Below are 19,536 nucleotides of genomic sequence, written 5' to 3' on the forward strand. Positions count from 1 at the left end.
AGCGTAGTTACGCCCCGGCCGTTCTGAACACGCGTGTGCCGACCGTCACGGACAGGGCGGCGAAGGCGACGGCCACCAGGACGCCGTACAGCATGTGCGCGCTGGCGTACGTGCCCACGTACGCGTCCCGTACCGCGTCCACCAGATAGCGGAACGGCATGAAGTGCGACAGCACGTCCAGCCAGGCCGGGCCCAGGGTCATCGGCAGCATCAGGCCGGACAGCAGCATCGACGGCATGGTCAGCGCGTTGATCGCCGGGCCGAAGGTCTGCGGGGTGCTCATCCGCATCGCCAGCGCGTACGACAGCGCGGCCAGCGACACCGTGAGCAGGGCGACGAAGCCGAAGCCGATCAGGACGCCGGCGAGCGGTGCCCGCAGGCCCATCGCCACTGCCGCCAGCACCAGCAGCACGGCCTGGAAGACGAACACCGTGGCGTCCCGCAGCACCCGGCCGAGCAGCAGGGCCAGCCGGCTCACGGGGGTGACGCGCATCCGCTCGACCACCCCCTGCCCCTTCTCGATGATGATCGAGAACCCCGCGAAGGAGGCTCCGAAGAGGCCGAGTTGGCACAGCAGCCCCGGGACGAGCACCTGCCAGGAGCTGCCCCGCTCGCCGAGCGGCAGGTCGGTCAGCAGCGGGCCGAAGAAGAGGAGATAGAGGAGCGGCATCAGCACGCCGAACAGCAGCGCGAAGCGGGACCGCAGGGACTGGCGCAGATAGCGGCCGTAGACGAGGGCGGTGTCGTGCAACAGCATGGCGGTCCTATACGGCGACGGGGGTCTGGTCGGTGGGTGCGGCGCTGCGGCCGGTGATGGCGAGGAACGTGTCCTGGAGCGTGGCGTCGATCGAGCCGCCGTAGCGCAGCTTCAGCGCGCTCGGCGTGCCCTCGGCGACGACCACGCCCCGGTCGACGACGACCAGCCGGTCGGAGAGGGCGTCGGCCTCGTCGAGGTAGTGGGTGGTCAGGAAGACCGTCGTGCCGTGCTCGTCGCGCAGGCGCCGGACCAGGTCCCACAGGTCGGCGCGGCTGGCCGGGTCGAGGCCGGTCGTCGGCTCGTCGAGGAACAGCACCTCCGGGCGGTGGGTGAGTGCCATGGCGATGTGCAGCCGGCGCCGCTGCCCGCCGGAGAGCGCGCCGCACTTGCGGTCGAGCAGCTCGGTGAGCCCGAGGTCGCGGGCCAGCTCCTCGGCGCGCTCGGCGGCCCGCGCCCTGGTCAGCCGGTACAGACGCCCCTGGGTGACCAGCTCCTCGCGCACGCTGATCTGCGGGTCGACCCCGCCGGACTGCGCCACGTAGCCGCAGGCCCGCCGTACTCCGGCCGGGTCGGTCGCCAGGTCGCGGCCCGCGACGGTGGCGGCGCCGCCGGTCGGTGCCAGCAGGGTCGTCAGCATCCGCAGGGTCGTGGTCTTGCCGGCCCCGTTCGGGCCGAGGAAGCCGAGGATCTCGCCCTGGCGGACGGTCAGGTCGATGCCGCGCACGGCCTGCACGGGGCCCTGCTTGGTCTGGAAGGTCCGGGCCAGACCGGCCGTACTGATGATGGTCATGACCCCAGAAAAACAGAGTCTCTTAAATTTTGCAACGACCCCAAGTTTTCAGTCGCCCCAAGCTAGCTAGGATTCGGGTATGGCAGAGGGACTCAGGGAGCGGAAGAAGCGCGAGACCAGGCAGCGCATCTCGGACATCGCCACCGGGCTGTTCCTGGAGCGCGGCTTCATGGCGGTGACGATCGCGGACGTGGCGGACGCGGCCGACGTCTCCGTCAACACCGTCTACAACTACTTCCCGGCCAAGGAGGACCTCTTCTTCGACCGCTCCCAGGGGGTCGTCGACCGCCTCTCCCGTTGGGTGCGCGGCCGTGACCCGGGGGAGTCGGCCGCCCGGGCGGTGCTGCGGGAACTGCGCGCCGAGATCGAGGCCGTCTCCCCCCGGATGGGCCTCATCGAGGGCTACGACCGCTTCATGCGCTGCATCGACGAGGCGCCGCCGCTGCGCTCCCGGCTGTGGCGCATCCAGCAGCAGGTCCAGGACAACCTGGAGACGACCCTCCGCGAGGAGACCGGCGCCGGTGCCGGCGACCCGCTGCCGAGGCTGATCGCCGGTCAGATCTGCTGGGTCCACGGCACCGTCTTCGTCTCCATCGGCCGTGAGATGACCCAGGGGCGCAACCCGGACGAAGTGTCCCGGGAGATGCTCGTCCTGCTGGACGACATCGAGGAGCTGTTGAGCGAGAAGGTGCTCAACTACGCCGTCCGAGGCGCGGAATGACACCTGCCGGTGTGATGTCCGTCATGTGAGACGTGACGCGCATTACTTACTGGTCACACGGGCCCTCACGACCGCTAGTGTCCGCCCGAGAAGCAGACACAGCAGCGCGTCAGGGGAGTCGCACAGTGGCAGGGAAGCTCGCCGTCATCGGAGCCGGCCTCATGGGTTCCGGCATCGCCCAGGTCTCCGCGCAGGCGGGCTGGGACGTCGTCCTGCGTGACGTCACCGACGAGGCGCTCAAGCGGGGCACCGACGGCATCAAGGCGTCGTACGACAAGTTCGTCGCCAAGGGCAAGCTGGAGGCGCACGACGCCGACGCCGCCCTCGCCCGGATCACCGCGACCACCGACCTGGACGCCGCGGCCGACGCGGACGTGGTCGTCGAGGCCGTGTTCGAGAAGCTCGAGGTCAAGCACGAGATCTTCCGCGCGCTCGACAAGATCGTGAAGGACGAGGCGATCCTCGCCTCCAACACCTCCGCCATCCCGATCACCAAGATCGCGGCCGCGACGGAGCGTCCCGAGCGGGTCGTCGGCACGCACTTCTTCTCGCCGGTGCCCATGATGCAGCTGTGCGAACTCGTCCGCGGCTACAAGACCAGCGACGAAACCCTCGCCAAGGCCCGGGAGTTCGCCGAGTCGGTCGGCAAGACCTGCATCGTCGTCAACCGCGACGTGGCCGGCTTCGTGACGACCCGTCTCATCTGCGCCCTCGTCGTCGAGGCGGCGAAGCTGCACGAGTCGGGCGTGGCCAGCGCCGAGGACATCGACCTCGCCTGCAAGCTCGGCTTCGGCCACGCCATGGGCCCGCTCGCGACGGCGGACCTCACGGGCGTCGACATCCTGCTGCACGCCACGAGCAACATCTACACCGAGTCCCAGGACGAGAAGTTCGCGGCTCCCGAGTCGATGCGCCGGATGGTTGACGCCGGTGACATCGGACGCAAGAGCGGGCAGGGCTTCTACAAGCACTGAAACCGCACACGCCCCGGGGTCATCACACCCCGGGGTGAATTCGGTATCGGTTCGCTTACAAGAAGCAACCTCTGCGTCCTCCACACAGTCAGAGGTTGCATCACCGGCATCAGAACGCGGAGCACGAGACGCACGCACGGGGAGCGCATATGCACATCAGGGGCGACCACGCCGAGCTGGTCGTCGGGGGCCGCCTCGACGTCCGGAGCGCGGCGGACGCCCGTACGGTCCTGCACTCGGCCGTCGACGACGGAGTCGGCGACCTGGTGCTGGACCTGTCCGAACTGGACTCCTGGGACGCCACCGGACTGGGCGTGATCATGGGGGCCCACCGGCGGGCCGGCCGCTGCGGCCGGCGCCTGGTGCTGCGCGGCGTACCGCCGCAGATGCAGCGCCTGCTGGTGGCCACCCGCCTGCACCGGATCCTGGCGATCGAGGGGGGCATCGGGGTGGAGACGCTACCTCGCGTGTGACGCCGTGTACGGGTGTGAACCGGGCGACCGGGGAGACCCGGACGGACGTCATCGAATCGTGCGACGCGCACAATCCTCACGAGACCGTGACGTTACGGACGGCGCGGTACCCCGGACTGTCGTAGATACTGTGCGAAGGTTTAGGGTTCGGCTGCCCGCTGCCTTGCCACCCTTCGAGCGGGCCCGGACCAGAAGCGACAGCGCGGTGTGCAGCAAGGCCGGGAGGGGCTTTTCCAGGCACACACACGCTTTTGGGGGGCTTGACCTATGGACCCGAACACCCGGGGACCCGAGGAGTACGGCCACGAGGGCGACGGCCAGGGGCCGCGCCAGCGCCCGCCCCGGGACTCCCTCGCACCCGACTTCGGACAGCACGCGCCCGCGCTCGCCCGCACGGTGCAGCTCGTCTCCGGCGACTTCCTGCTGACCGTCAACCCCGTCGACGGCAGTGAGATAGAAGTCTGCCCGCCCACCGAGCGGCCCGCCCGGCCCGCGAAGCTCACCCCGGCCGAGCGCGCCGAGGCCGCGCGCGCCTCCCGGCCGCCCGTCCCGCCCGGCCCCGCGCTGCCCGCCCTGCCACTGCTGGCCCGCCAGGACGAACGCGAGCGCCTGGTGCGCCTGCTCGCCCGCGGCCGTTCCGTCCGCCTCACCGGCCCGGCCGGCTCCGGCCGCACCCGGCTGCTCGACCTCGTCGCCGACGACTGCTCCGACCTCGCCCCCGACGGCGTCGTCCGGCTCAACGGCTTCGGCCGCACCTGCGACGACCTGCTGCACGACCTCTTCTACGCGGTGTACAACGCCCCCCTGCACCGCCCGGACAAGGAGGACCTGCTCTCCTGCCTGCGTGAGGTCGGCGCGGTCGTCGTCCTGGACGACCTGGAGTTCGGCGGCGCCGCGCTCGACGAACTGCTGGAGGCCACCCCCGAGTGCGCCTTCCTGCTCGGCGCCACCCCGGACGTGCCGGCCCCCTCCACCGAGGCCGCCGTCGAGGAGGTCGCCCTCGGCGGCCTGGACCGCGCCGCGGGACTCGACCTGCTGGAGCACGCCGTCGGCCGGCCCCTCACCGAGGAGGAGTCCAACTGGGCGGGTGACCTCTGGTTCGAGTCCGAGGGCCTGCCGCTGCGGTTCGTGCAGGCCGGGGCCCTGCTGCGGCAGCGCGACCGGCTGCGCGCCGGGGAGAGCGCCGTCGACGAGTTCGGCGTCTTCGCGGACGCGCCCCCCGCCGACGCGTACGACACCACCGGCGACGAGGTGCCGCTGCCCTCGCTGGGGGAGGCCGCGGCACCGGCACCGCTGCTCGCCTCCCGGCTGAGCGCCTCCGCCCGCGCCACCCTGCGGTTCGCCGTCGCCCTCGGCGGCGAGGTCCCGCACCAGGCGCACCTGCCCGCCCTGGTCGGCGACACCCACGCGGACGCCGCGCTCGGCGAACTGGCCGCCTGCGGACTGGTCTCCCCGGTCGGCTCCCGCTACCGGCTCGCCGCGGGCGTGCCGGCGCAGCTGGAGGCCGCCGGATACGCCGACGAGGCCGAGGCCACCGCCCGCGGCGCCGCCCAGCACTACTCCTGGTGGGCCGGGCACCCCTCGGTCACCCCGGAGCGCGTGTGCGCCGAGGCCGACGCACTCCTCGCCGCGCTGGCCGTCCTCGGGCCGGTCGCCCACCCGCCCGCCGAGGGCGAGGAGAACGCGGCCGTGCACCTGGCCCGCACCGCCTCGCCCGCGTTCGCCGCCGGACTGCACTGGAGCGCCTGGGAACGGGCCCTGCGGGCCGGCGCCGAGGCCGCCGGACTCGCCGGGGACGTCGCCGAAGAGGCCTACTTCCACCACGAGCTCGGCATCCTCGCGCTGTGCGGTGGACAGCTCGACCGCGCCCGCGCCGAACTGGAGACCTCCATCGGCCTGCGCGGCGCCCTCTCCGACAAGCGCGGCACCGTCGCGGGCCGCCGCGCCCTCGCCCTGGTAGCCGACCGCTCGGGCACGCCGATCGGGCTCGGGCCGACCGCGGGGGAGGAGGTGCCCGACGCCAGGTACGAGGAGTCGGCGTCCCCGCCCGGCGGTGTCCCGGCGGCCTTCCCGACGCTCCAGCAGCCGTCCTCCCCGGCCCTGGTCACCCACCGCAGCTCACCCGCGCCCTCGCGCAAGGCCCGGGGCGGCCTCAGGGGCCTGGCCCGCCGCAATCTGGTGGCCGCCGGAGCGGGTGCCCTGCTCGTCGCCGTGCTCGGCACGGTGGTGACGCTCGGCGCCACCTCCGACAACGACCCGGGCGCACCCTCCGAGCAGGTCGGGGTCAACCCCTCGGCCAGCGAGGGCGCGGGCGGCGGCAGCCTGGGCGCCGACCGGCCGGTGAACGACAGCGACGGCGACACCGGCGCGGCGACCGGCCGCCCGACCGACCCGGGCCCGGACGGCACGCTCGGCACGTCGGACGATCCGACGCCGACGGGCTCTGCGAGCGGTTCGGCGGACCCGAGCCACTCGGCATCGCCGTCGAAGCCGCCGACGTCGTCCAAGCCGCCGTCCTCGCCGACCAAGCCGCCGACGTCCAAGCCGCCGTCCTCGCCGACCAAGCCGCCGTCGAGTACGCCGCCGTCCTCGCCGACCCCGACGCCTACGGACACCGGCCAGCCCTCGCCGACGACGACCCCGCCGACGACCAGTCCGTCCACCTCGGACTCGGCCAGCGGCCCGGCGCCGACCACGCCCACGAGCACCACCGCGAGCGCGTCCCAGAGCAGTTCGGATCCGGTGATGTGATACGCCCGCCGCCGCGGCCGAGCGCCGCGGCGGCGGTGAACAAACAGGGGGCGCTGTCAGAACAGCCGCAGCTTGTCGTCCTCGATGCCGCGCAGCGCGTCGTAGTCGAGGACCTGGCAGCCGATGCCCCGGTCGGTCGCGAGGACGCGGGCCTGCGGCTTGATCTCCTGGGCGGCGAAGATGCCGCGCACCGGGGCGAGATGGGGATCGCGGTTCAGCAGCTCCAGGTAGCGCGTCAGCTGCTCCACGCCGTCGATCTCACCGCGCCGCTTGATCTCCACCGCGACGGTCTTGCCGTCGGCGTCCCGGCACAGGATGTCGACCGGCCCGATGGCCGTCGGGTACTCGCGGCGGATGAGCGTGTAGCCCTCGCCCAGTGTCTCGATGCGGTCGGCGAGCAGCTCCTGGAGGTGCGCTTCCACGCCGTCCTTGATCAGGCCGGGGTCGACGCCCAGTTCGTGCGAGGAGTCGTGGAGGACTTCTTCCATCGTGATGATGAGCTTCTCGCCCGCCTTGTTGACGACGGTCCAGACGCCCTCTTCCTCGCCGGTGCCCTCCTTCAGCGTGCAGGGCGGCGACATCCAGTTCAGGGGCTTGTAGGCCCGGTCGTCGGCGTGGATCGAGACGCTGCCGTCCGCCTTCACCAGGATCAGGCGCGGGGCCGAGGGAAGGTGGGCGGTGAGCCGCCCGGCGTAGTCGACGGAGCAGCGGGCAATGACGAGACGCATGGTCGGCAACGCTACTCGACGGGCGCCTGTCGACGCGATTCGCCCTGGAAAACGCGTGTTCGGTAATGGCCGATTGTGTGCATGGTGTGCACGTCGAGAGTGCCTCATCTGCGCATTCTCCTGGTGCCGCCCCCGGCCGTTGCTTACCGTATGAACGGGAGGTCGCGGCGCGTGTACGCAGCGTGTCCGGTGTCGTGGGCTCCCTCATCTGTCAGGCAACCCCTGCTCGTTGGGGGTGCGAGAGGAGAACTCATGTCGCTCGACGTCTCACCGGCCCTACTCGAACAGGCCGAGCGAGGCGAGGTCGACGAAGCGGAATTCGTCGACTGCGTCCGGACCTCCCTGCCCTATGCGTGGGAGATGATCAGCTCCCTGGTGGCCCAGCTGAAGGTGGACGGCGGTGCGTTCGCCGACAACCAGACGCCTCCGCCGGACGAGCAGGCACGCGGCCAACTGCTGCGTGCCCTTGCGAGTGACGCGATACGCGGCGCGCTGCAACGGCACTTCGGTGTGCGGCTGGCCTTCCAGAACTGCCACCGGGTGGCCGTGTTCCCGCTTGACTCCTCGGTGGACGAGACGCTGGGCCGTTTCACCTCGGTCCGCAGCCAGGTGCTGAACCAGTCGCCCGAGTTCCGGGACTGCTGACGCGGCGCCGCTTGCTTGCCGCTCCGTACGCGGGAGGTGCAGTTCTGTACCGGAGCGGCAAGCCCCCAGGAATCCATCCCGCCCTCAGACGAGTTGGGGCAGCACCTCGGCGCCCAGCCGCCGTACGTTCTCCTCGGTCGCCGCCAGGTCCCCGGAGCCCTCGACGAGCAGGGCGAAGCGGGAGATGCCCGTTCGCTCGCTGGTCGCGGCCAGCCGGTCGGCGCACAGCCGCGGGGTGCCCACCGGGTGCAGCCCGCAGAGCAGTTCGGTGTACGCCAGCGGGTCGCGCATCCGGCGCGTGCGCCCGTCGACCGTGACGTGCGCCTCCAGGCCCTGCTTCAGCCAGCCCGGCATCGCCTTCATCAGCGTCTCCGCCGCGTCGACCCGCTTGTCCGCGATCTGGCAGACGCCGGCCGACACATGGGACGCGCCGAGGATCTCCTCCGGCGACCGGCCGCACGCCCGCGCGTGCCGCCGCCACAGGGCGACCATCTCGGCCTTCTCCTCGTCCCCCACGTGCATCCCGAGCAGCATCGACAGCCCGCGCTCGGCCGCCAGGCGCACGCTCGCCGGCGAGGTGCAGGCGACGACGAGCTCGGGCCCCTCGACCTCCGTCAGGGCCTCCGACGGCCGCGGCACCACCGGGACTTCACGGAAGCGGAAACGCTCCCCGTCCGCCGACACGGACGCGTCGCGCAGCCAGCGCACCAGGACGTCCAGGGACTCCGGGAACCCCTGCTCGTACGCCTCCAGGCCCGCGCCGAACACCTCCAGGTCGACCCAGGGGCCGCCGCGTCCGACGCCGAGCGTGAAACGGCCGCCGCTCGTGTGGTGCAGCAGCGCGGCCTGTTCGCCGACGGTCACGGGGTGGGTGGTGGGCAGCACGCTGACCGCCGTGCCGACCCGGATGCGGCGGGTGCGGCCCAGCAGCAGGGCGGCCAGCGTGATGGCCGACGGGCACGTGCCGTACGGCACGAAGTGGTGCTCGGCCAGCCAGACCGTGTCGAGCCCGGCCTCCTCGGCCACCTCGGCCGAGCGGACCGCGCGGTGCAGCGCCTCACCCTCGCCCTGACCGGGGAACTGGGCCGCCAACACGAAACTTCCAACGCGCATTGCTTTCCTGCTTCCTTGGCTCCGACACGGAGCTCCCCCTACAGCGCATAACCGTCTGACACGTGCCGAGGACACGGCCGGGCGGAGTATTTTGCGGATTGTCTGCAGAATGAGGTGCTCCGCCGGGAGCCCGGGGGGAGCGCCCGCCTCGCCCCGAGCGGGACTTGTGGCGATTGGTGCCGTACGCGTACCCCCGACCGCGCCGCGTAGGCTGGACGCGGCCCGAGCTTCCTGTATAGCCCCGAGAGGTGTCCCGTGTCCCCGCGTCGCAACCGACCCAAGGGCGCCGCTTCGTCCGGCCGGAGCGCCGAGGACGACCGCCCCGGCCGCTACGGCGGCTGGCAGTCCTCGGAGAACTGGCAGGGCGAGAACTGGAGCGTGCGGCACGTGGCCGGCGCGAGCGCGCAGGGCAAGTCGTACCGCTGCCCCGGCTGCGACCAGCTGATCCCGGACGGGGTGCCGCACGTGGTGGCCTGGTCGGAGCACGCGGGCGTCGACGACCGCCGGCACTGGCACAAGGCCTGCTGGAACGCGCGGGACCGCCGCACCCCGGGGGTGCGGCGGTCCCGTAACGCGCCCAGATTCTGACGGACCTCAGACGTCCCGCTTCTCCAGCAGGGCGAAGGCGACGGCGAACGCGACGGCCGTCGCGCCGAGGATGATCCACAGCGGGTCCCAGCCGGACGGGCCGGACTCGCTGAGGGAGTTGGCGTAGAAGACGCTGAGCTGGTTCGGGATGGAGTACTCGAACAGGGCCTGGCGGACGTCCTCCAGCGACTGGGAGAACATGAACAGCGCGATCACCAGCGGGGCGAGCACGGCGCCGATCATGATGGTGATGGCGCCCGCCGAGTGCCGGATGATCGAGCCGACGGCGAGCGAGAGCAGGCCCAGCAGCGCGACGTAGGCCGCGACGCCGACCGTGCCCTTCAGCCACTCCCCGCCGGAGGGGTTCTTGGCGCCGCTTCCCTCCAGCATCGCCACGTGCAGGAAGGCGACGAGGGACGCGGACACCAGCGTCACCACGAACGCGACCAGGAAGAACACCACGGCCTTCGCGGTCAGCACCCGGCCGCGGCTCGGGCACGCCACCATCGTGGTGCGGACCATGCCCGTGCCGTACTCCGAGGCCGTGGTCAGCACGCCCAGCGTGATGATGCACATGCTGCCGAGCAGCAGACCGAAGAAGCCCAGGCCGAGCGGGCTGTCGCCGTCCAGGGCCGGGTCGGAGTCCGCCACCACCACGCCGGTCAGCGTGCCGATGCCGACGACGAGCAGGACGAACACGCCGAGCGTCCACATCGTGGAGCGCACCGACCGGATCTTCGTCCACTCGGAGGCGATGGCGTGCCCGAGGTGCGTGCGCACGACCGGGATCGGCGAGGTGTAGCCGGGGCCGCCGGCGTACGGGGCGGAACCGGGCGCCGCATGCCAGGCGGGCGCGGCCTGCGGCATCTGGGGCTGGGGGCTGCTCATCGGGCGTCCTCGGGCTTGGTCAGATCGGAGGTCGGGGCGGCGACGGGCGCCGCGGCGGGCCGGGCGGGGGCGGCGGACGCCGGTGCGGCGTCCGACTGGGACGCGGGGGGCTGCGGCGCGGGCTGGGCCGGGGGCTGCGGGGCCTGGGACGCCTGGGGCGCGGGCTGGGCGGCGCCCTGCGGTGCGGGCTGGGCGGGCGGCTGTGGTGCCGGCTGCCCGGCGCCCTGCGGGGCCTGAGGCGCAGGCCGGGCGTACGGGTTGGGGGTGGCCGTGCCGGAGGCGGCAGGGGCCCCGGGGGTGCCGTACGGGCCCGCCGGGGCCTGGCCCGGGGCGCTCTGCGGGGGCATCGGGAACGGCTGCCCGCCCTGCTGGGGCGGCGGCGGGGCGTACCAGCCGGGCTGGCCCTGGCCCGGCACCGGCATCGGCGGCTGCGCGCCGGGCGGCAGCGGCTGCTGGAGGCCTTCCTTCTGGTCGATGGTGGAGCGGTAGTCGACCGCGCCCTGCGTCATCCGCATGTACGCCTCCTCCAGCGAGGCCTGGTGCGGCGACAGCTCCCACAGCCGTACGTCGTGGTCGTGCGCGATGTCGCTGATGCGGGGGAGCGGCAGGCCCGTCACCCGCAGCGCGCCGTCCTGCTCGGGCAGTACGTGACCACCCGACTCGGTGAGCGCGGCCGACAGCTTCTCGCGCTGCTGCGGCTCCGTGTCGGGCGTCCGGACTCGCGCGAAGTCGGCGGAGTTCGCGGAGATGAAGTCCGTCACGCTCATGTCGGCGAGCAACTGCCCGCGCCCGATGACGATGAGGTGGTCGGCGGTCAGCGCCATCTCGCTCATCAGGTGGGAGGAGACGAAGACCGTACGGCCCTCCGCCGCGAGCGCCTTCATCAGGTTGCGCACCCAGAGGATGCCCTCGGGGTCGAGCCCGTTGACCGGCTCGTCGAACAGCAGCACCTGCGGGTCCCCGAGCAGCGCCGCGGCGATGCCCAGCCGCTGGCCCATGCCGAGGGAGAAGCCCTTGGACCGCTTCCTGGCCACGTCCTGCAGCCCGACGACCCCGAGCACCTCGTCCACCCGCCGCGCCGGGATGCCCGACAGCTGGGCCAGGCACAGCAGGTGGTTGCGGGCTGCGCGGCCGCCGTGCACCGCCTTGGCGTCCAGCAGCGCGCCGACCTGGCGGGGGGCGTTGGGCAGCCTGCGGTACGGATAGCCGCCGATCGTGACGTGACCGCTGGTGGGGTTGTCCAGCCCGAGGATCATCCGCATCGTCGTCGACTTGCCCGAGCCGTTCGGCCCGAGGAAGCCCGTGACGGCGCCGGGACGCACCTGGAAGGAAAGGTTGTACACAGCGGTCTTGTCGCCGTAGCGCTTCGTCAGGCCGACTGCTTCGATCATGCTCCGCACCCATCGCAAGGTTCAGGACAGCGGGGCACACGCCCCCGTAAGGGTTAGGAGGATATCGAGGCGCTGACGGTTCCGCCCAAGAGCAGGTAAAAGGTCACGCCAAGCCTGTCCCCTAGGCATCCCGTTTCTTCAGCAGCACGTAGCCGCCGACGAGCGCCGCGAGCACCCACAGCCCCATGATCCCGAGGCCGCCCCACGGCCCGTACGGCGTGTCGTCGTCGAGGGGCGGGACCACCTGCATGATCCTGCTGCCGGCCTGGTCGGGCAGGAACCGGCCGACCTTCTTCGTCGCGTCGACGTTCCCGAGGATGTTGGAGATCAGGAAGAAGAACGGCATCAGGATGCCCAGCGACAGCATCGGCGAGCGCAGCATCGCGGCGACGCCCATCGAGAACATCGCGATCAGGGCCATGTAGAGGCCGCCGCCGAACACGGCTCGCAGCACCCCCGGGTCGCCGATCTCCGCCCGGTGCTCACCCAGCATCGCCTGTCCCAGGAAGAAGGCGGCGAAGCTGGTGACGAGGCCGACCAGGAGGGCGAGCGCGGTGGCCACCGCGATCTTGCTGAACAGGAAGGAGCCGCGCTGCGGCACGGCGGCCAGTGAGGTGCGGATCATGCCGGTGCTGTACTCGTTCGACACGACCAGCACCCCGAACACGATCATCGCGAGCTGACCGAGACTCATCCCCGCGAAGCTGATGAACGTCGGGTCGAACTCCGCCCGCTGCTGCGCGCCCATCGAGTCGAACTCGTTCTTCGACAGGGCCGAGATCAGCATGCCGAGCGCGACCGTCACGACCACCACCAGCGAGAGCGTCCACACCGTGGACGCCACCGACCGGATCTTGGTCCACTCCGACCGTACGATCTGTGTCGCCGCCATGCTCAGTCCCTCCCCAAGCCGTCGCCCCACTGCTGCGGTGGCGGCGCGGCGCTCGTCCCGCTGTGTGCGTGGTACTCCACCGACTCCGCCGTCAGCCGCATGAACGCCTCCTCCAGCGAGGCCTGTTGCGGGCTCAGCTCGTGCAGCGTGATGCCGTGCTGCGCCGCCAGCTCGCCGACGTGCTCGGCCTTGTCGCCGTCCACCTCCAGCACGCCCTCGCCGCTCTCGACGGCGACCACCCCCGCCTGGTGCAGCACGTCGAGCAGCCGCTCCCGCTGCGGGCTGCGCACCCGGACGTACGACCGCGAGTTGCGCGCGATGAAGTCGGACATGGAGGTGTCCGCGAGGAGCCGCCCCTGCCCGATGACGACGAGGTGGTCGGCCGTCAGCGCCATCTCGCTCATCAGATGGGAGGAGACGAACACGGTCCGGCCCTGCGCGGCCAGCGACTTCATCAGGGTGCGGATCCAGTGGATGCCCTCGGGGTCGAGGCCGTTGACCGGCTCGTCGAACATCAGGATCCGCGGATCGCCGAGGAGCGCGGCCGCGATGCCGAGCCGCTGCCCCATGCCCATCGAGAAGCCCTTGGTCTTCTTCTTCGCGACCGCCGTCAGCCCGACCGTCTCCAGCACCTCGCCCACCCGCTGCCTCGGAATGCCGTTGCTCTGCGCGAGGCACAGCAGGTGGTTGTAGGCGCTGCGCCCGCCGTGCCATGCCTTGGCCTCCAGCAGGGCGCCGATGTACGTCAGCGGGTCCTTCAGCTGCTGGTAGTGCTTGCCGTCGATCCGGACGTCGCCGGCGGTCGGGTGGTCGAGACCGAGGATCATCCGCATGGTCGTGGACTTCCCCGCGCCGTTCGGCCCGAGGAAACCGGTGACGATGCCCGGTCTGACGGTGAAGGACAGGTTGTTGACCGCCACCTTCTCGCCGTACCGCTTGGTCAGCCCCTCCAGCTCAATCATGCCCGCCACGCTAGAACGGGACAAAGCCCTCTGCCACCCGAGCGGCAGAGGGCTTTGCGGAGATTCAGACTCCGTATGCCGGGCTGTTACCGGGACTGCTGGGCCGGAACCCCACGGGAGATCGGCTCGTCCTCGGCCGGCGTGCCGGCGGCGGCCACCGCGGCGCCCGTGAGCGTCGCGAGCATCTCGCGGACGTTCGTCAGCTGCGCGTTGATGGAGTCGCGGCGGTTGGTGAGGGCGGCCAGCTCGCGCTCGGATTCCGAACGGATGCGGTCGGCCTTGGCGTTGGCGTCGGCCACGATGTCCTCGGCCTGGCGCTGGGCCGTCTCCACCGTCTGGCGGGCGCGGCGCTCGGCGTCCGTGCGCAGCTTCTCCGCCTCCAGGCGGAGCTGCTCGGCGCGGTGCTCGATCTCGGCGAGGCGCTTCTCGGCCTTGGCCTGACGGGAGGCCAGGTCGCGCTCGGACTGCTCGCGGCGCTTGGCGAGGTTCGTCTCGAAGTCGGCGGCGGCCTGCGCGGCCTTGGCGCGGGTCTCCTCGAAGAGGGCGTCCGCCTCCTCGCGCTTGGACTGCGCGTCCTTCTGCGCCTCGGCCCGCAGCTGCGCGGCGTCACTCTTGGCCTTCTCGACGATCCGCAGGCCCTCGTCCTCGGCCTTGGCCTTGCGCTCCGCGGAGTACGACTCGGCGTCGTTGCGCACCTGCTGGGCCGCCGACTCGGCGAGCTCGCGGTGCTGCTCCGCCGCGCGCCGGGCCTCCTCGCGCAGGTCCTTCGCCTCTTCCTCGGCGAGGCGGAGGATCTTCTCCACGCGCGCGCCGAGACCCGCGTACGACGGCTCGGCGTCGCTGATCTGGGCCTGGGCGTTCTGCGTCTCGAGGTGGAGCTCCTCGATGCGCTTTTCCAGAGCGGTGATGCGGGCGAGAGCGCTGTCACGGTCGGAGACGAGCTTGGAGATACGTTCGTCCACCTGAGCGCGGTCGTACCCACGCCGCACAAGCTCGAAGCCGTAGGGGGAAGTGTCGCTCATGGGGTTCCTGTCGAATGAGACCGGTGAGGTGATAGGTGGAATCCTAGGGGCCGAAACGGTGTGTCATCGAGCGGATGCGCGTTTGGTCTGCAAAATGAGACCCCTTTTGGGTGGCGGACCGCAGGACTGCTTGCCAAAGACTTGGTCAAAGACCCCAGCACACACCGGATTCGCCCCGGTTCGCTAGCTATCCGAGGACTTGCCACCCGAACGGGGTGCGCCGACTGTTGCACCTGCCTTGACTCCGCTGTCCTTGGACGCGGAGGGGGCCTCGAAGGACTCCAACGCCTCCAGGACGTCCTGGACACGGGAGATCTCGGCGTTGATGTCCTCCCGGCGACGGACCAGGACCTCCAGCTCGCGCTTGCCCTCCTCGACCGTGCGCTTGGCCTCGCGGATCGCCTCGGCCTTGAGCTCCTCGGCCTCCCGGATCAGCGTGGTCTTCTTCTGCTCGGCCTCCTTGAGCAGCCCCTCGGCCTTCTTCACGGCGGCGATCCGGACCTTGCCCGCCTCGGAGTTGGCCTCCGACACGATCTCCTTGGCCTTCGCCTGCGCCTTCGCGAGCTGCTCCTCGGCAGCCTTGACGAGTGCGTCGCAGCGGTCGCCCGCCGCCTTCATCGTCTCGGCCGACTCGCGGCGGGCCCGCTCGTGCAGCTCCTCGATCTCCGAGGTGATGCGGTCGCGCAGCTCCTCGGCGCGCTCCCTTATCTGCGTGGCGTCCCGGCGCGCGCCGACCAGCAGCTCGTCCGCGTCCGTCCGGGCCTTCTCCACCAGGGAGTTGCCCTCGACCGTCGCCTCGGACACGAGCCGGTCGGCCTCCGTACGGGCCGCGCCCACCATCGTGTCGGCCTGCGCCTCGGCCTCCGCGGTGGTCTTGTGCGCCTGCTGCTGCGCCTCGGTCAGCAGCTTGTCCGCCTCGGCGGTGGTCTCCGAGATGAGCTTGTCGACCTGCTCGGCCGCCTCGGAACGCCGCTTGTTGGCGTCCTTGCGGGCCTCGTCCAGCGTCCGGTCGGCCTCCTCGCGCGCGGACGCGACGAGCCGCTCCGCCTCCGCCTCCGCGTCGGCCTTGACGCGCTCGGCCTCGGAGCGGACCCGCTCGGCGTGCTGCTGCGCGGAGCCGACCGTCTCGGCGGCCTCGGCGCGCAGCCTCTCCGCCTCGCCGGTGGCCTCCCCGATCAGCTGGTCGGCCTTGGCGACCGACTCGGCCCGCAGCCGCTCGGCCTCCGCCGCCGCCTCGGAGCGGACCCGCTCGGCCTCGGAGAGGGCCTCCGTACGGACCCGCTCGGCCTCGGTGACCGTCTCCATCCGCAGCCGGTCGGTCTCCTGGACCGTCTCGGTGGTGAGCCGCTCCGCCTCGTTGCGCGCCTCGGTGATGAGGGTGTCCGCCTGCGTCGCCGCGTCCGAGCGGATGCGGTTGGCGTCCTCGCGGGCGTCCGCCCGGGTGCGCGCGGCGCTCTGCTCGGCCTCGGCGATGGTGTCCGACGCCTCCGTGCGCACCCGCTGGGCGTGCTCGGCGACCTCCGTGCGGATCCGCTCCGCCTCCGCGATCGCCTCGGACATCGTCCGCTCGGCGAGCGCCTTGGCGGCCTCGGACTCCTCATGGGCCTCACGGCGCAGCCGGCCGGCGTCCTCGCTCGCCCGCTCCCGCTCGGCGTAGGCGTCGGAGCGGACCCGGTCCGCCTCCTCCTGGGCCTCCCGGCGCGTACGGTCCGCCGCGTGCTCGGCGGCGGAGCGCAGCCCGGCGATCTCCTCCTGCGCCTGCTCGTGCAGCCCCGCGACGGAGTCCCGGACCTGCTGCGCGTGCTGCTCGGCCGCGGACACCATCTCCGTGGCGCGCCGGTCGGCCTCCTCGACCAGCCGGACGGCCTCGGCCTGCGCCTCCTCCACGCGCTTGCGCGCCGAGGCCAGCAGCTCCTCGCTCTGCTCGCGGGCCCGCTCGCGCTCCTGGTCGGCCTCCTGCCGGGCACTGCCGAGGAGTTCCTCGGCCTCGCGGCGGCGCCGGTTGGCCTCCTCCTGGGCGGCGGCCAGCGTCTCGGACGCCTCCGCGCCGAGCCGCTCGGCGGCCGCCTGCGCCTCCGCGCGCATCCGGTCGGCGCTCTCCTGCGCCTCCGACTTCAGCCGCTCGGCCTCGCTCGCGGCCTCCGACCGCAGGCGTACGGCGACGGCCTCGCCCTCGGCACGGGCCGCGGACGCGTCCGACGCGGCCTCGTCACGCAGCCGCTCGGCCTCCGCCTCGGCCTGCTGCTGGAGCGTACGGATCCGCTCGGCGGCCTCGGCGCGCAGCCGCTCGTTCTCCTCGGCGGCCTCGCGGCGGATCCGCGCGGCCTCCTCACGGGCGTCCGACAGCGCCTGCTCGGCCGCGGCCAGCCGCTCCTCGGCGTCCGTCTGGAGCCGCGTCAGCTCCTCGGCGGCCTCCGCGCGGCGGGCCTCCATGGCCCGCTCGGTCTCCTCCTGCAGCTCCCGCGCCGCGCGCTCGGCCTCCGCCTTGAGGGACTCGGCCTGCTCGACGACCTCCTCGCGGTGCCGCTCGGCCTCCTGCCGGGTGCGCTGGAGGGTCTCCTCGGCCTGCCGGCGCAGGGTCGTCGCCCGCTCGATCGCCTCCGTGCGGACCTTCTCGCTGTCGGCCTGGGCGGTCGTGCGCAGCTCGTCCGCGTCGGCCTTGGCCTTGGCGAGCAGTTCCTCGGCGGACTTCGCCGCCTCCTCGATCTGCGCCACGGCCTCCTTGCGGGCCTCGGCGCGGATCTTCTCGCCCTCCTCGACGGCGTCCGCCCGCAGCTGCTCGGCCTCGCCGCGCAGCCGACGGGCCTCCTCCTGCAGCTCGACCGTCTTGGCGCGGTACTCCTTGGTGTCGTCCTTCGCCGCGCCCTTGAGCTGCTCGGCGATGTCGTGCGCCTCGGCGCGCAGCCGGTCCGCCTCGGCCTCGGCCTCCTTGCGGATCCGCTCGGCCTCCTCGGCGGCGGCCTTGGTGGTCTTCTTGGCGTCCTCCGACGCCTTGGTGAGGACCTCCTCGGCCGTCCGGGCCGCCTTGGACAGCTGGGTCGCGGTCTCCTCGGCCGTGAGCGTGCGGGCCTTCTCGGCGGCCTCGGCGACGATCTTCTCGGCCTCGGCCCGGGCGTCCGCGACGATCTGCTCCGCCTCGGACTTGGTGCTCTCGGCCTCCTTCGTGGCCTCCTCGACCAGCCGGGCGACCTGCTCCTTGGCCGTGCGCGTGCGCGTCTCGTTGGCGGCCTCGGCGCTCGCCAGGGCCTTGGCGGCGGCCTCCTTGGCCTCCGCGACCAGCTTCTCCGACTCGGCCTGCGCCTTGCGCAGCGCCTCCTCGGCCTCGGCCATCCGCTGCTCGGCGGCCTTGCTCAGCTCCTGGGCCCGGCGGCGCGCCGACTCCGACTCCGAGGCGGTGGACGTCCGCAGCTGCTCGGCGTGGTCGGTGGCCTCCTGGGCCTGCGTGGAGGCGGCGTTGAGCAGGCGCTCGGCGTCCGTGCGGGCGCGGCGCAGGATCTGCTCGGCCTCGGCGCGGGCCTCCTCGGCCGCGCCCGTCAGCCGCTGCCGGGCCTCGGTCGTCAGCCGCTCGGCCTCCGCGCGGGCGGTGGCCAGGGCCTGCTCGGCCTCGGCGCGGGACTCCTCCAGCAGCCGGCGGGCCTGCTGCTCGGTGCGGGCGCGCAGCTGCTCGGCCCACGCCACGTTCTCGTTGACGTGCGACTCGACCGTCTGGCGGCGCTCGGCCAGCTCCTGGTCCAGCTGCTGGCGGCGGGTCACCGCCTCCTGGTGCAGCTCCGCCTGGAGGCGGGCCGCCTGCTCGGCGTGCTCCTGGAGGATCCGCTGGGTCTGGGCCCGGGCCTCGCTCAGCTCGCGGTCGGCGTCCGCGCGGATCTGGTCGGCCTGCATCTGCGCGTTGCGCAGCAACTGCTCGGCCTGCCAGCCGATGTCGCCCCCGTCGAAGGAGGGCCGGGACATGATGGTGCGCCGCGCCTCGTGCAGCTTGGCGCGCAGCACCTCGACCTGGTAGCCGAGGTCCTCGGCGTGCTGGATCGCCTTTTCCCGTTCGGTCTTCAGCCGTTTCATCTCGGCTTCGAACCGAGAGAGGTGGTCGACGTCAGCCGCCGGCTCTCGCTCCTGGCTCTCGTAGCCCCGCACTGCGCGGTCCCATCCGTCCCCTGGTCGCAACTCTTTCCGAACGAGCTCCGTCCATCCGCCGAACGGGGCCCCCGGGGAATGGTGTCAGATCATCGGCGGAGCAGAGGCTGCTGCCCCGACGCTCTTCCCCCGAAACCCGGACCCCGGTGGTCCTGCCGTCGCACGGCGGGACCGCGGTCACCCTGGCTGAGCGGCGACCGCACCCAACCCTACCGGCCCCTATGTACGAGGGTCAGTGCTCAGGTGACTCAACAGGCGCCGAAGTGACCAGTTCTGTCAGGACGCCATGGCAGTCCTTGGGGTGCAGGAAGGTGATCCGTGACCCCATGGAACCGCGTCGGGGCTCTTCGTACAGCACGCGCACGCCCTTGTCGCGGATGTCCGCGGACTCGGCGTCCACGTCCGCCGTGCCGAAGGCGATGTGGTGGACGCCCTCCCCGTTCTTCGCCAGCCACTTCGCGACGGTGGAGTCCTCGCGGGTCGGCTCCAGAAGCTGCAGGTAGGAGGCGCCGCCGTCGGACGTCTCGTTGATCTTGAGCATGGCCTCGCGCACGCCCTGCTCCTCGTTGACCTCGGAGTGGAACACCTCGAAGCCGTAGGTGGCACGGTAGAACTCGACGGTCTTGTCGAGGTCGAAACAGGCGATTCCGATGTGGTCGATTCGCGTCAGCATGGATTCAGTGCAGCGCTCCCGGGGTGGTTACGCAACG

17 protein-coding genes are annotated in these 19,536 nt (G+C 72.1%); 6 read left to right on the forward strand and 11 right to left on the reverse strand.

From position 1 onward, the window contains the following. Positions 1-7: 7 nt before the first annotated feature. Together C1703_RS27355 and C1703_RS27360 are read right to left on the reverse strand one after the other, a co-directional pair. A complete protein-coding gene (locus C1703_RS27355; protein WP_114255333.1) occupies positions 8-757 on the reverse strand; it encodes an ABC transporter permease in 750 nt (249 codons plus the stop codon). A 7-nt stretch (positions 758-764) separates the two neighbouring features. Then, positions 765-1,547, reverse strand: coding sequence for an ATP-binding cassette domain-containing protein (locus C1703_RS27360; RefSeq protein WP_114255334.1), 783 nt, complete (start codon positions 1,545-1,547; stop codon positions 765-767). Positions 1,548-1,626: 79 nt separating this feature from the next. On the opposite strand from C1703_RS27360, the gene C1703_RS27365 reads away from it, so the two are divergent. The 4 genes from C1703_RS27365 to C1703_RS27380 all read left to right on the forward strand — a co-directional run bounded on the left by C1703_RS27365 (position 1,627) and on the right by C1703_RS27380 (position 6,466). Next, complete coding sequence (locus tag C1703_RS27365) at positions 1,627-2,268, forward strand: TetR/AcrR family transcriptional regulator (protein ID WP_114255335.1); 642 nt, start codon at positions 1,627-1,629, stop codon at positions 2,266-2,268. A 125-nt stretch (positions 2,269-2,393) separates the two neighbouring features. Beyond that, on the forward strand, positions 2,394-3,242 hold the full coding sequence (locus tag C1703_RS27370; protein ID WP_114255336.1) for a 3-hydroxyacyl-CoA dehydrogenase family protein: 849 nt from the start codon (positions 2,394-2,396) through the stop codon (positions 3,240-3,242). 149 nt (positions 3,243-3,391) lie between these two features. Then, positions 3,392-3,715 (forward strand): STAS domain-containing protein, encoded by a 324-nt coding sequence (locus C1703_RS27375; RefSeq protein ID WP_003993003.1) that lies wholly within the window; start codon positions 3,392-3,394, stop codon positions 3,713-3,715. A gap of 267 nt (positions 3,716-3,982) precedes the next feature. Continuing rightward, the gene (locus C1703_RS27380; protein ID WP_114255337.1) at positions 3,983-6,466 is read left to right on the forward strand and encodes an ATP-binding protein; all 2,484 of its coding nucleotides are present in this window, start codon (positions 3,983-3,985) and stop codon (positions 6,464-6,466) included. A 56-nt stretch (positions 6,467-6,522) separates the two neighbouring features. Here C1703_RS27380 and nucS read toward each other — a convergent pair whose 3' ends face one another. Then, entirely contained in the window at positions 6,523-7,194 is a 672-nt protein-coding gene (gene nucS, locus C1703_RS27385; protein ID WP_198678284.1) for an endonuclease NucS, read from the reverse strand. Positions 7,195-7,446: 252 nt separating this feature from the next. On the opposite strand from nucS, the gene C1703_RS27390 reads away from it, so the two are divergent. Next, positions 7,447-7,839 carry an SCO5389 family protein gene (locus C1703_RS27390; RefSeq protein WP_010040113.1) on the forward strand — a complete coding sequence of 131 codons (393 nt, stop codon included), beginning with the start codon at positions 7,447-7,449 and terminating at the stop codon, positions 7,837-7,839. Between the two features lie 84 nt (positions 7,840-7,923). Here the strand turns inward: C1703_RS27390 and C1703_RS27395 are convergent, their stop codons facing one another. After that, positions 7,924-8,952: an LLM class flavin-dependent oxidoreductase gene (locus tag C1703_RS27395; protein WP_114255338.1), complete on the reverse strand. Its 1,029-nt coding sequence runs from the start codon at positions 8,950-8,952 to the stop codon at positions 7,924-7,926. Between the two features lie 255 nt (positions 8,953-9,207). Here C1703_RS27395 and C1703_RS27400 point away from each other — a divergent pair, with 255 nt between their 5' ends. After that, the gene (locus C1703_RS27400; RefSeq protein WP_031117511.1) at positions 9,208-9,540 is read left to right on the forward strand and encodes a hypothetical protein; all 333 of its coding nucleotides are present in this window, start codon (positions 9,208-9,210) and stop codon (positions 9,538-9,540) included. Between the two features lie 6 nt (positions 9,541-9,546). Here C1703_RS27400 and C1703_RS27405 read toward each other — a convergent pair whose 3' ends face one another. The 7 genes from C1703_RS27405 to mce form a co-directional block, all read right to left on the reverse strand. Continuing rightward, entirely contained in the window at positions 9,547-10,428 is an 882-nt protein-coding gene (locus tag C1703_RS27405) for an ABC transporter permease subunit (RefSeq protein ID WP_114255339.1), read from the reverse strand. Further along, positions 10,425-11,819 (reverse strand): ABC transporter ATP-binding protein, encoded by a 1,395-nt coding sequence (locus C1703_RS27410; RefSeq protein WP_114255340.1) that lies wholly within the window; start codon positions 11,817-11,819, stop codon positions 10,425-10,427. The genes C1703_RS27405 and C1703_RS27410 overlap by 4 nt, the downstream gene beginning before the upstream one ends. A gap of 121 nt (positions 11,820-11,940) precedes the next feature. Continuing rightward, positions 11,941-12,711, reverse strand: coding sequence for an ABC transporter permease (locus C1703_RS27415; protein WP_198678285.1), 771 nt, complete (start codon positions 12,709-12,711; stop codon positions 11,941-11,943). 2 nt (positions 12,712-12,713) lie between these two features. Next, the gene (locus C1703_RS27420) at positions 12,714-13,673 is read right to left on the reverse strand and encodes an ABC transporter ATP-binding protein (RefSeq protein WP_198678286.1); all 960 of its coding nucleotides are present in this window, start codon (positions 13,671-13,673) and stop codon (positions 12,714-12,716) included. 86 nt (positions 13,674-13,759) lie between these two features. Next, complete coding sequence (locus C1703_RS27425; protein ID WP_010040099.1) at positions 13,760-14,695, reverse strand: cellulose-binding protein; 936 nt, start codon at positions 14,693-14,695, stop codon at positions 13,760-13,762. Positions 14,696-14,878: 183 nt separating this feature from the next. Then, positions 14,879-18,826, reverse strand: a complete 3,948-nt coding sequence (gene scy, locus C1703_RS27430) for a polarized growth protein Scy (RefSeq protein ID WP_114255342.1) — start codon at positions 18,824-18,826, stop codon at positions 14,879-14,881. A gap of 232 nt (positions 18,827-19,058) precedes the next feature. Then, complete coding sequence (gene mce, locus C1703_RS27435; protein WP_094055890.1) at positions 19,059-19,499, reverse strand: methylmalonyl-CoA epimerase; 441 nt, start codon at positions 19,497-19,499, stop codon at positions 19,059-19,061. Between the last annotated feature and the right edge of the window lie 37 nt (positions 19,500-19,536).

Source organism: Streptomyces sp. Go-475 (assembly GCF_003330845.1).
Classification (GTDB): Bacteria; Actinomycetota; Actinomycetes; order Streptomycetales; family Streptomycetaceae; genus Streptomyces.

What these genes read in the sequence shown, in the direction of transcription:
- C1703_RS27405 (WP_114255339.1), bottom strand. Translation starts at nt 10,428, where the DNA reads ATGAGCAGCCCCCAGCCCCAGATGCCGCAGGCCGCGCCCGCCTGGCAT.
- C1703_RS27415 (WP_198678285.1), bottom strand. Translation starts at nt 12,711, where the DNA reads ATGGCGGCGACACAGATCGTACGGTCGGAGTGGACCAAGATCCGGTCG.
- C1703_RS27410 (WP_114255340.1), bottom strand. Translation starts at nt 11,819, where the DNA reads ATGATCGAAGCAGTCGGCCTGACGAAGCGCTACGGCGACAAGACCGCT.
- C1703_RS27395 (WP_114255338.1), bottom strand. Translation starts at nt 8,952, where the DNA reads ATGCGCGTTGGAAGTTTCGTGTTGGCGGCCCAGTTCCCCGGTCAGGGC.
- C1703_RS27365 (WP_114255335.1), top strand. Translation starts at nt 1,627, where the DNA reads ATGGCAGAGGGACTCAGGGAGCGGAAGAAGCGCGAGACCAGGCAGCGC.
- C1703_RS27380 (WP_114255337.1), top strand. Translation starts at nt 3,983, where the DNA reads ATGGACCCGAACACCCGGGGACCCGAGGAGTACGGCCACGAGGGCGAC.
- C1703_RS27425 (WP_010040099.1), bottom strand. Translation starts at nt 14,695, where the DNA reads ATGAGCGACACTTCCCCCTACGGCTTCGAGCTTGTGCGGCGTGGGTAC.
- C1703_RS27375 (WP_003993003.1), top strand. Translation starts at nt 3,392, where the DNA reads ATGCACATCAGGGGCGACCACGCCGAGCTGGTCGTCGGGGGCCGCCTC.
- C1703_RS27420 (WP_198678286.1), bottom strand. Translation starts at nt 13,673, where the DNA reads ATGATTGAGCTGGAGGGGCTGACCAAGCGGTACGGCGAGAAGGTGGCG.
- mce (WP_094055890.1), bottom strand. Translation starts at nt 19,499, where the DNA reads ATGCTGACGCGAATCGACCACATCGGAATCGCCTGTTTCGACCTCGAC.
- C1703_RS27390 (WP_010040113.1), top strand. Translation starts at nt 7,447, where the DNA reads ATGTCGCTCGACGTCTCACCGGCCCTACTCGAACAGGCCGAGCGAGGC.
- nucS (WP_198678284.1), bottom strand. Translation starts at nt 7,194, where the DNA reads ATGCGTCTCGTCATTGCCCGCTGCTCCGTCGACTACGCCGGGCGGCTC.
- C1703_RS27355 (WP_114255333.1), bottom strand. Translation starts at nt 757, where the DNA reads ATGCTGTTGCACGACACCGCCCTCGTCTACGGCCGCTATCTGCGCCAG.
- C1703_RS27360 (WP_114255334.1), bottom strand. Translation starts at nt 1,547, where the DNA reads ATGACCATCATCAGTACGGCCGGTCTGGCCCGGACCTTCCAGACCAAG.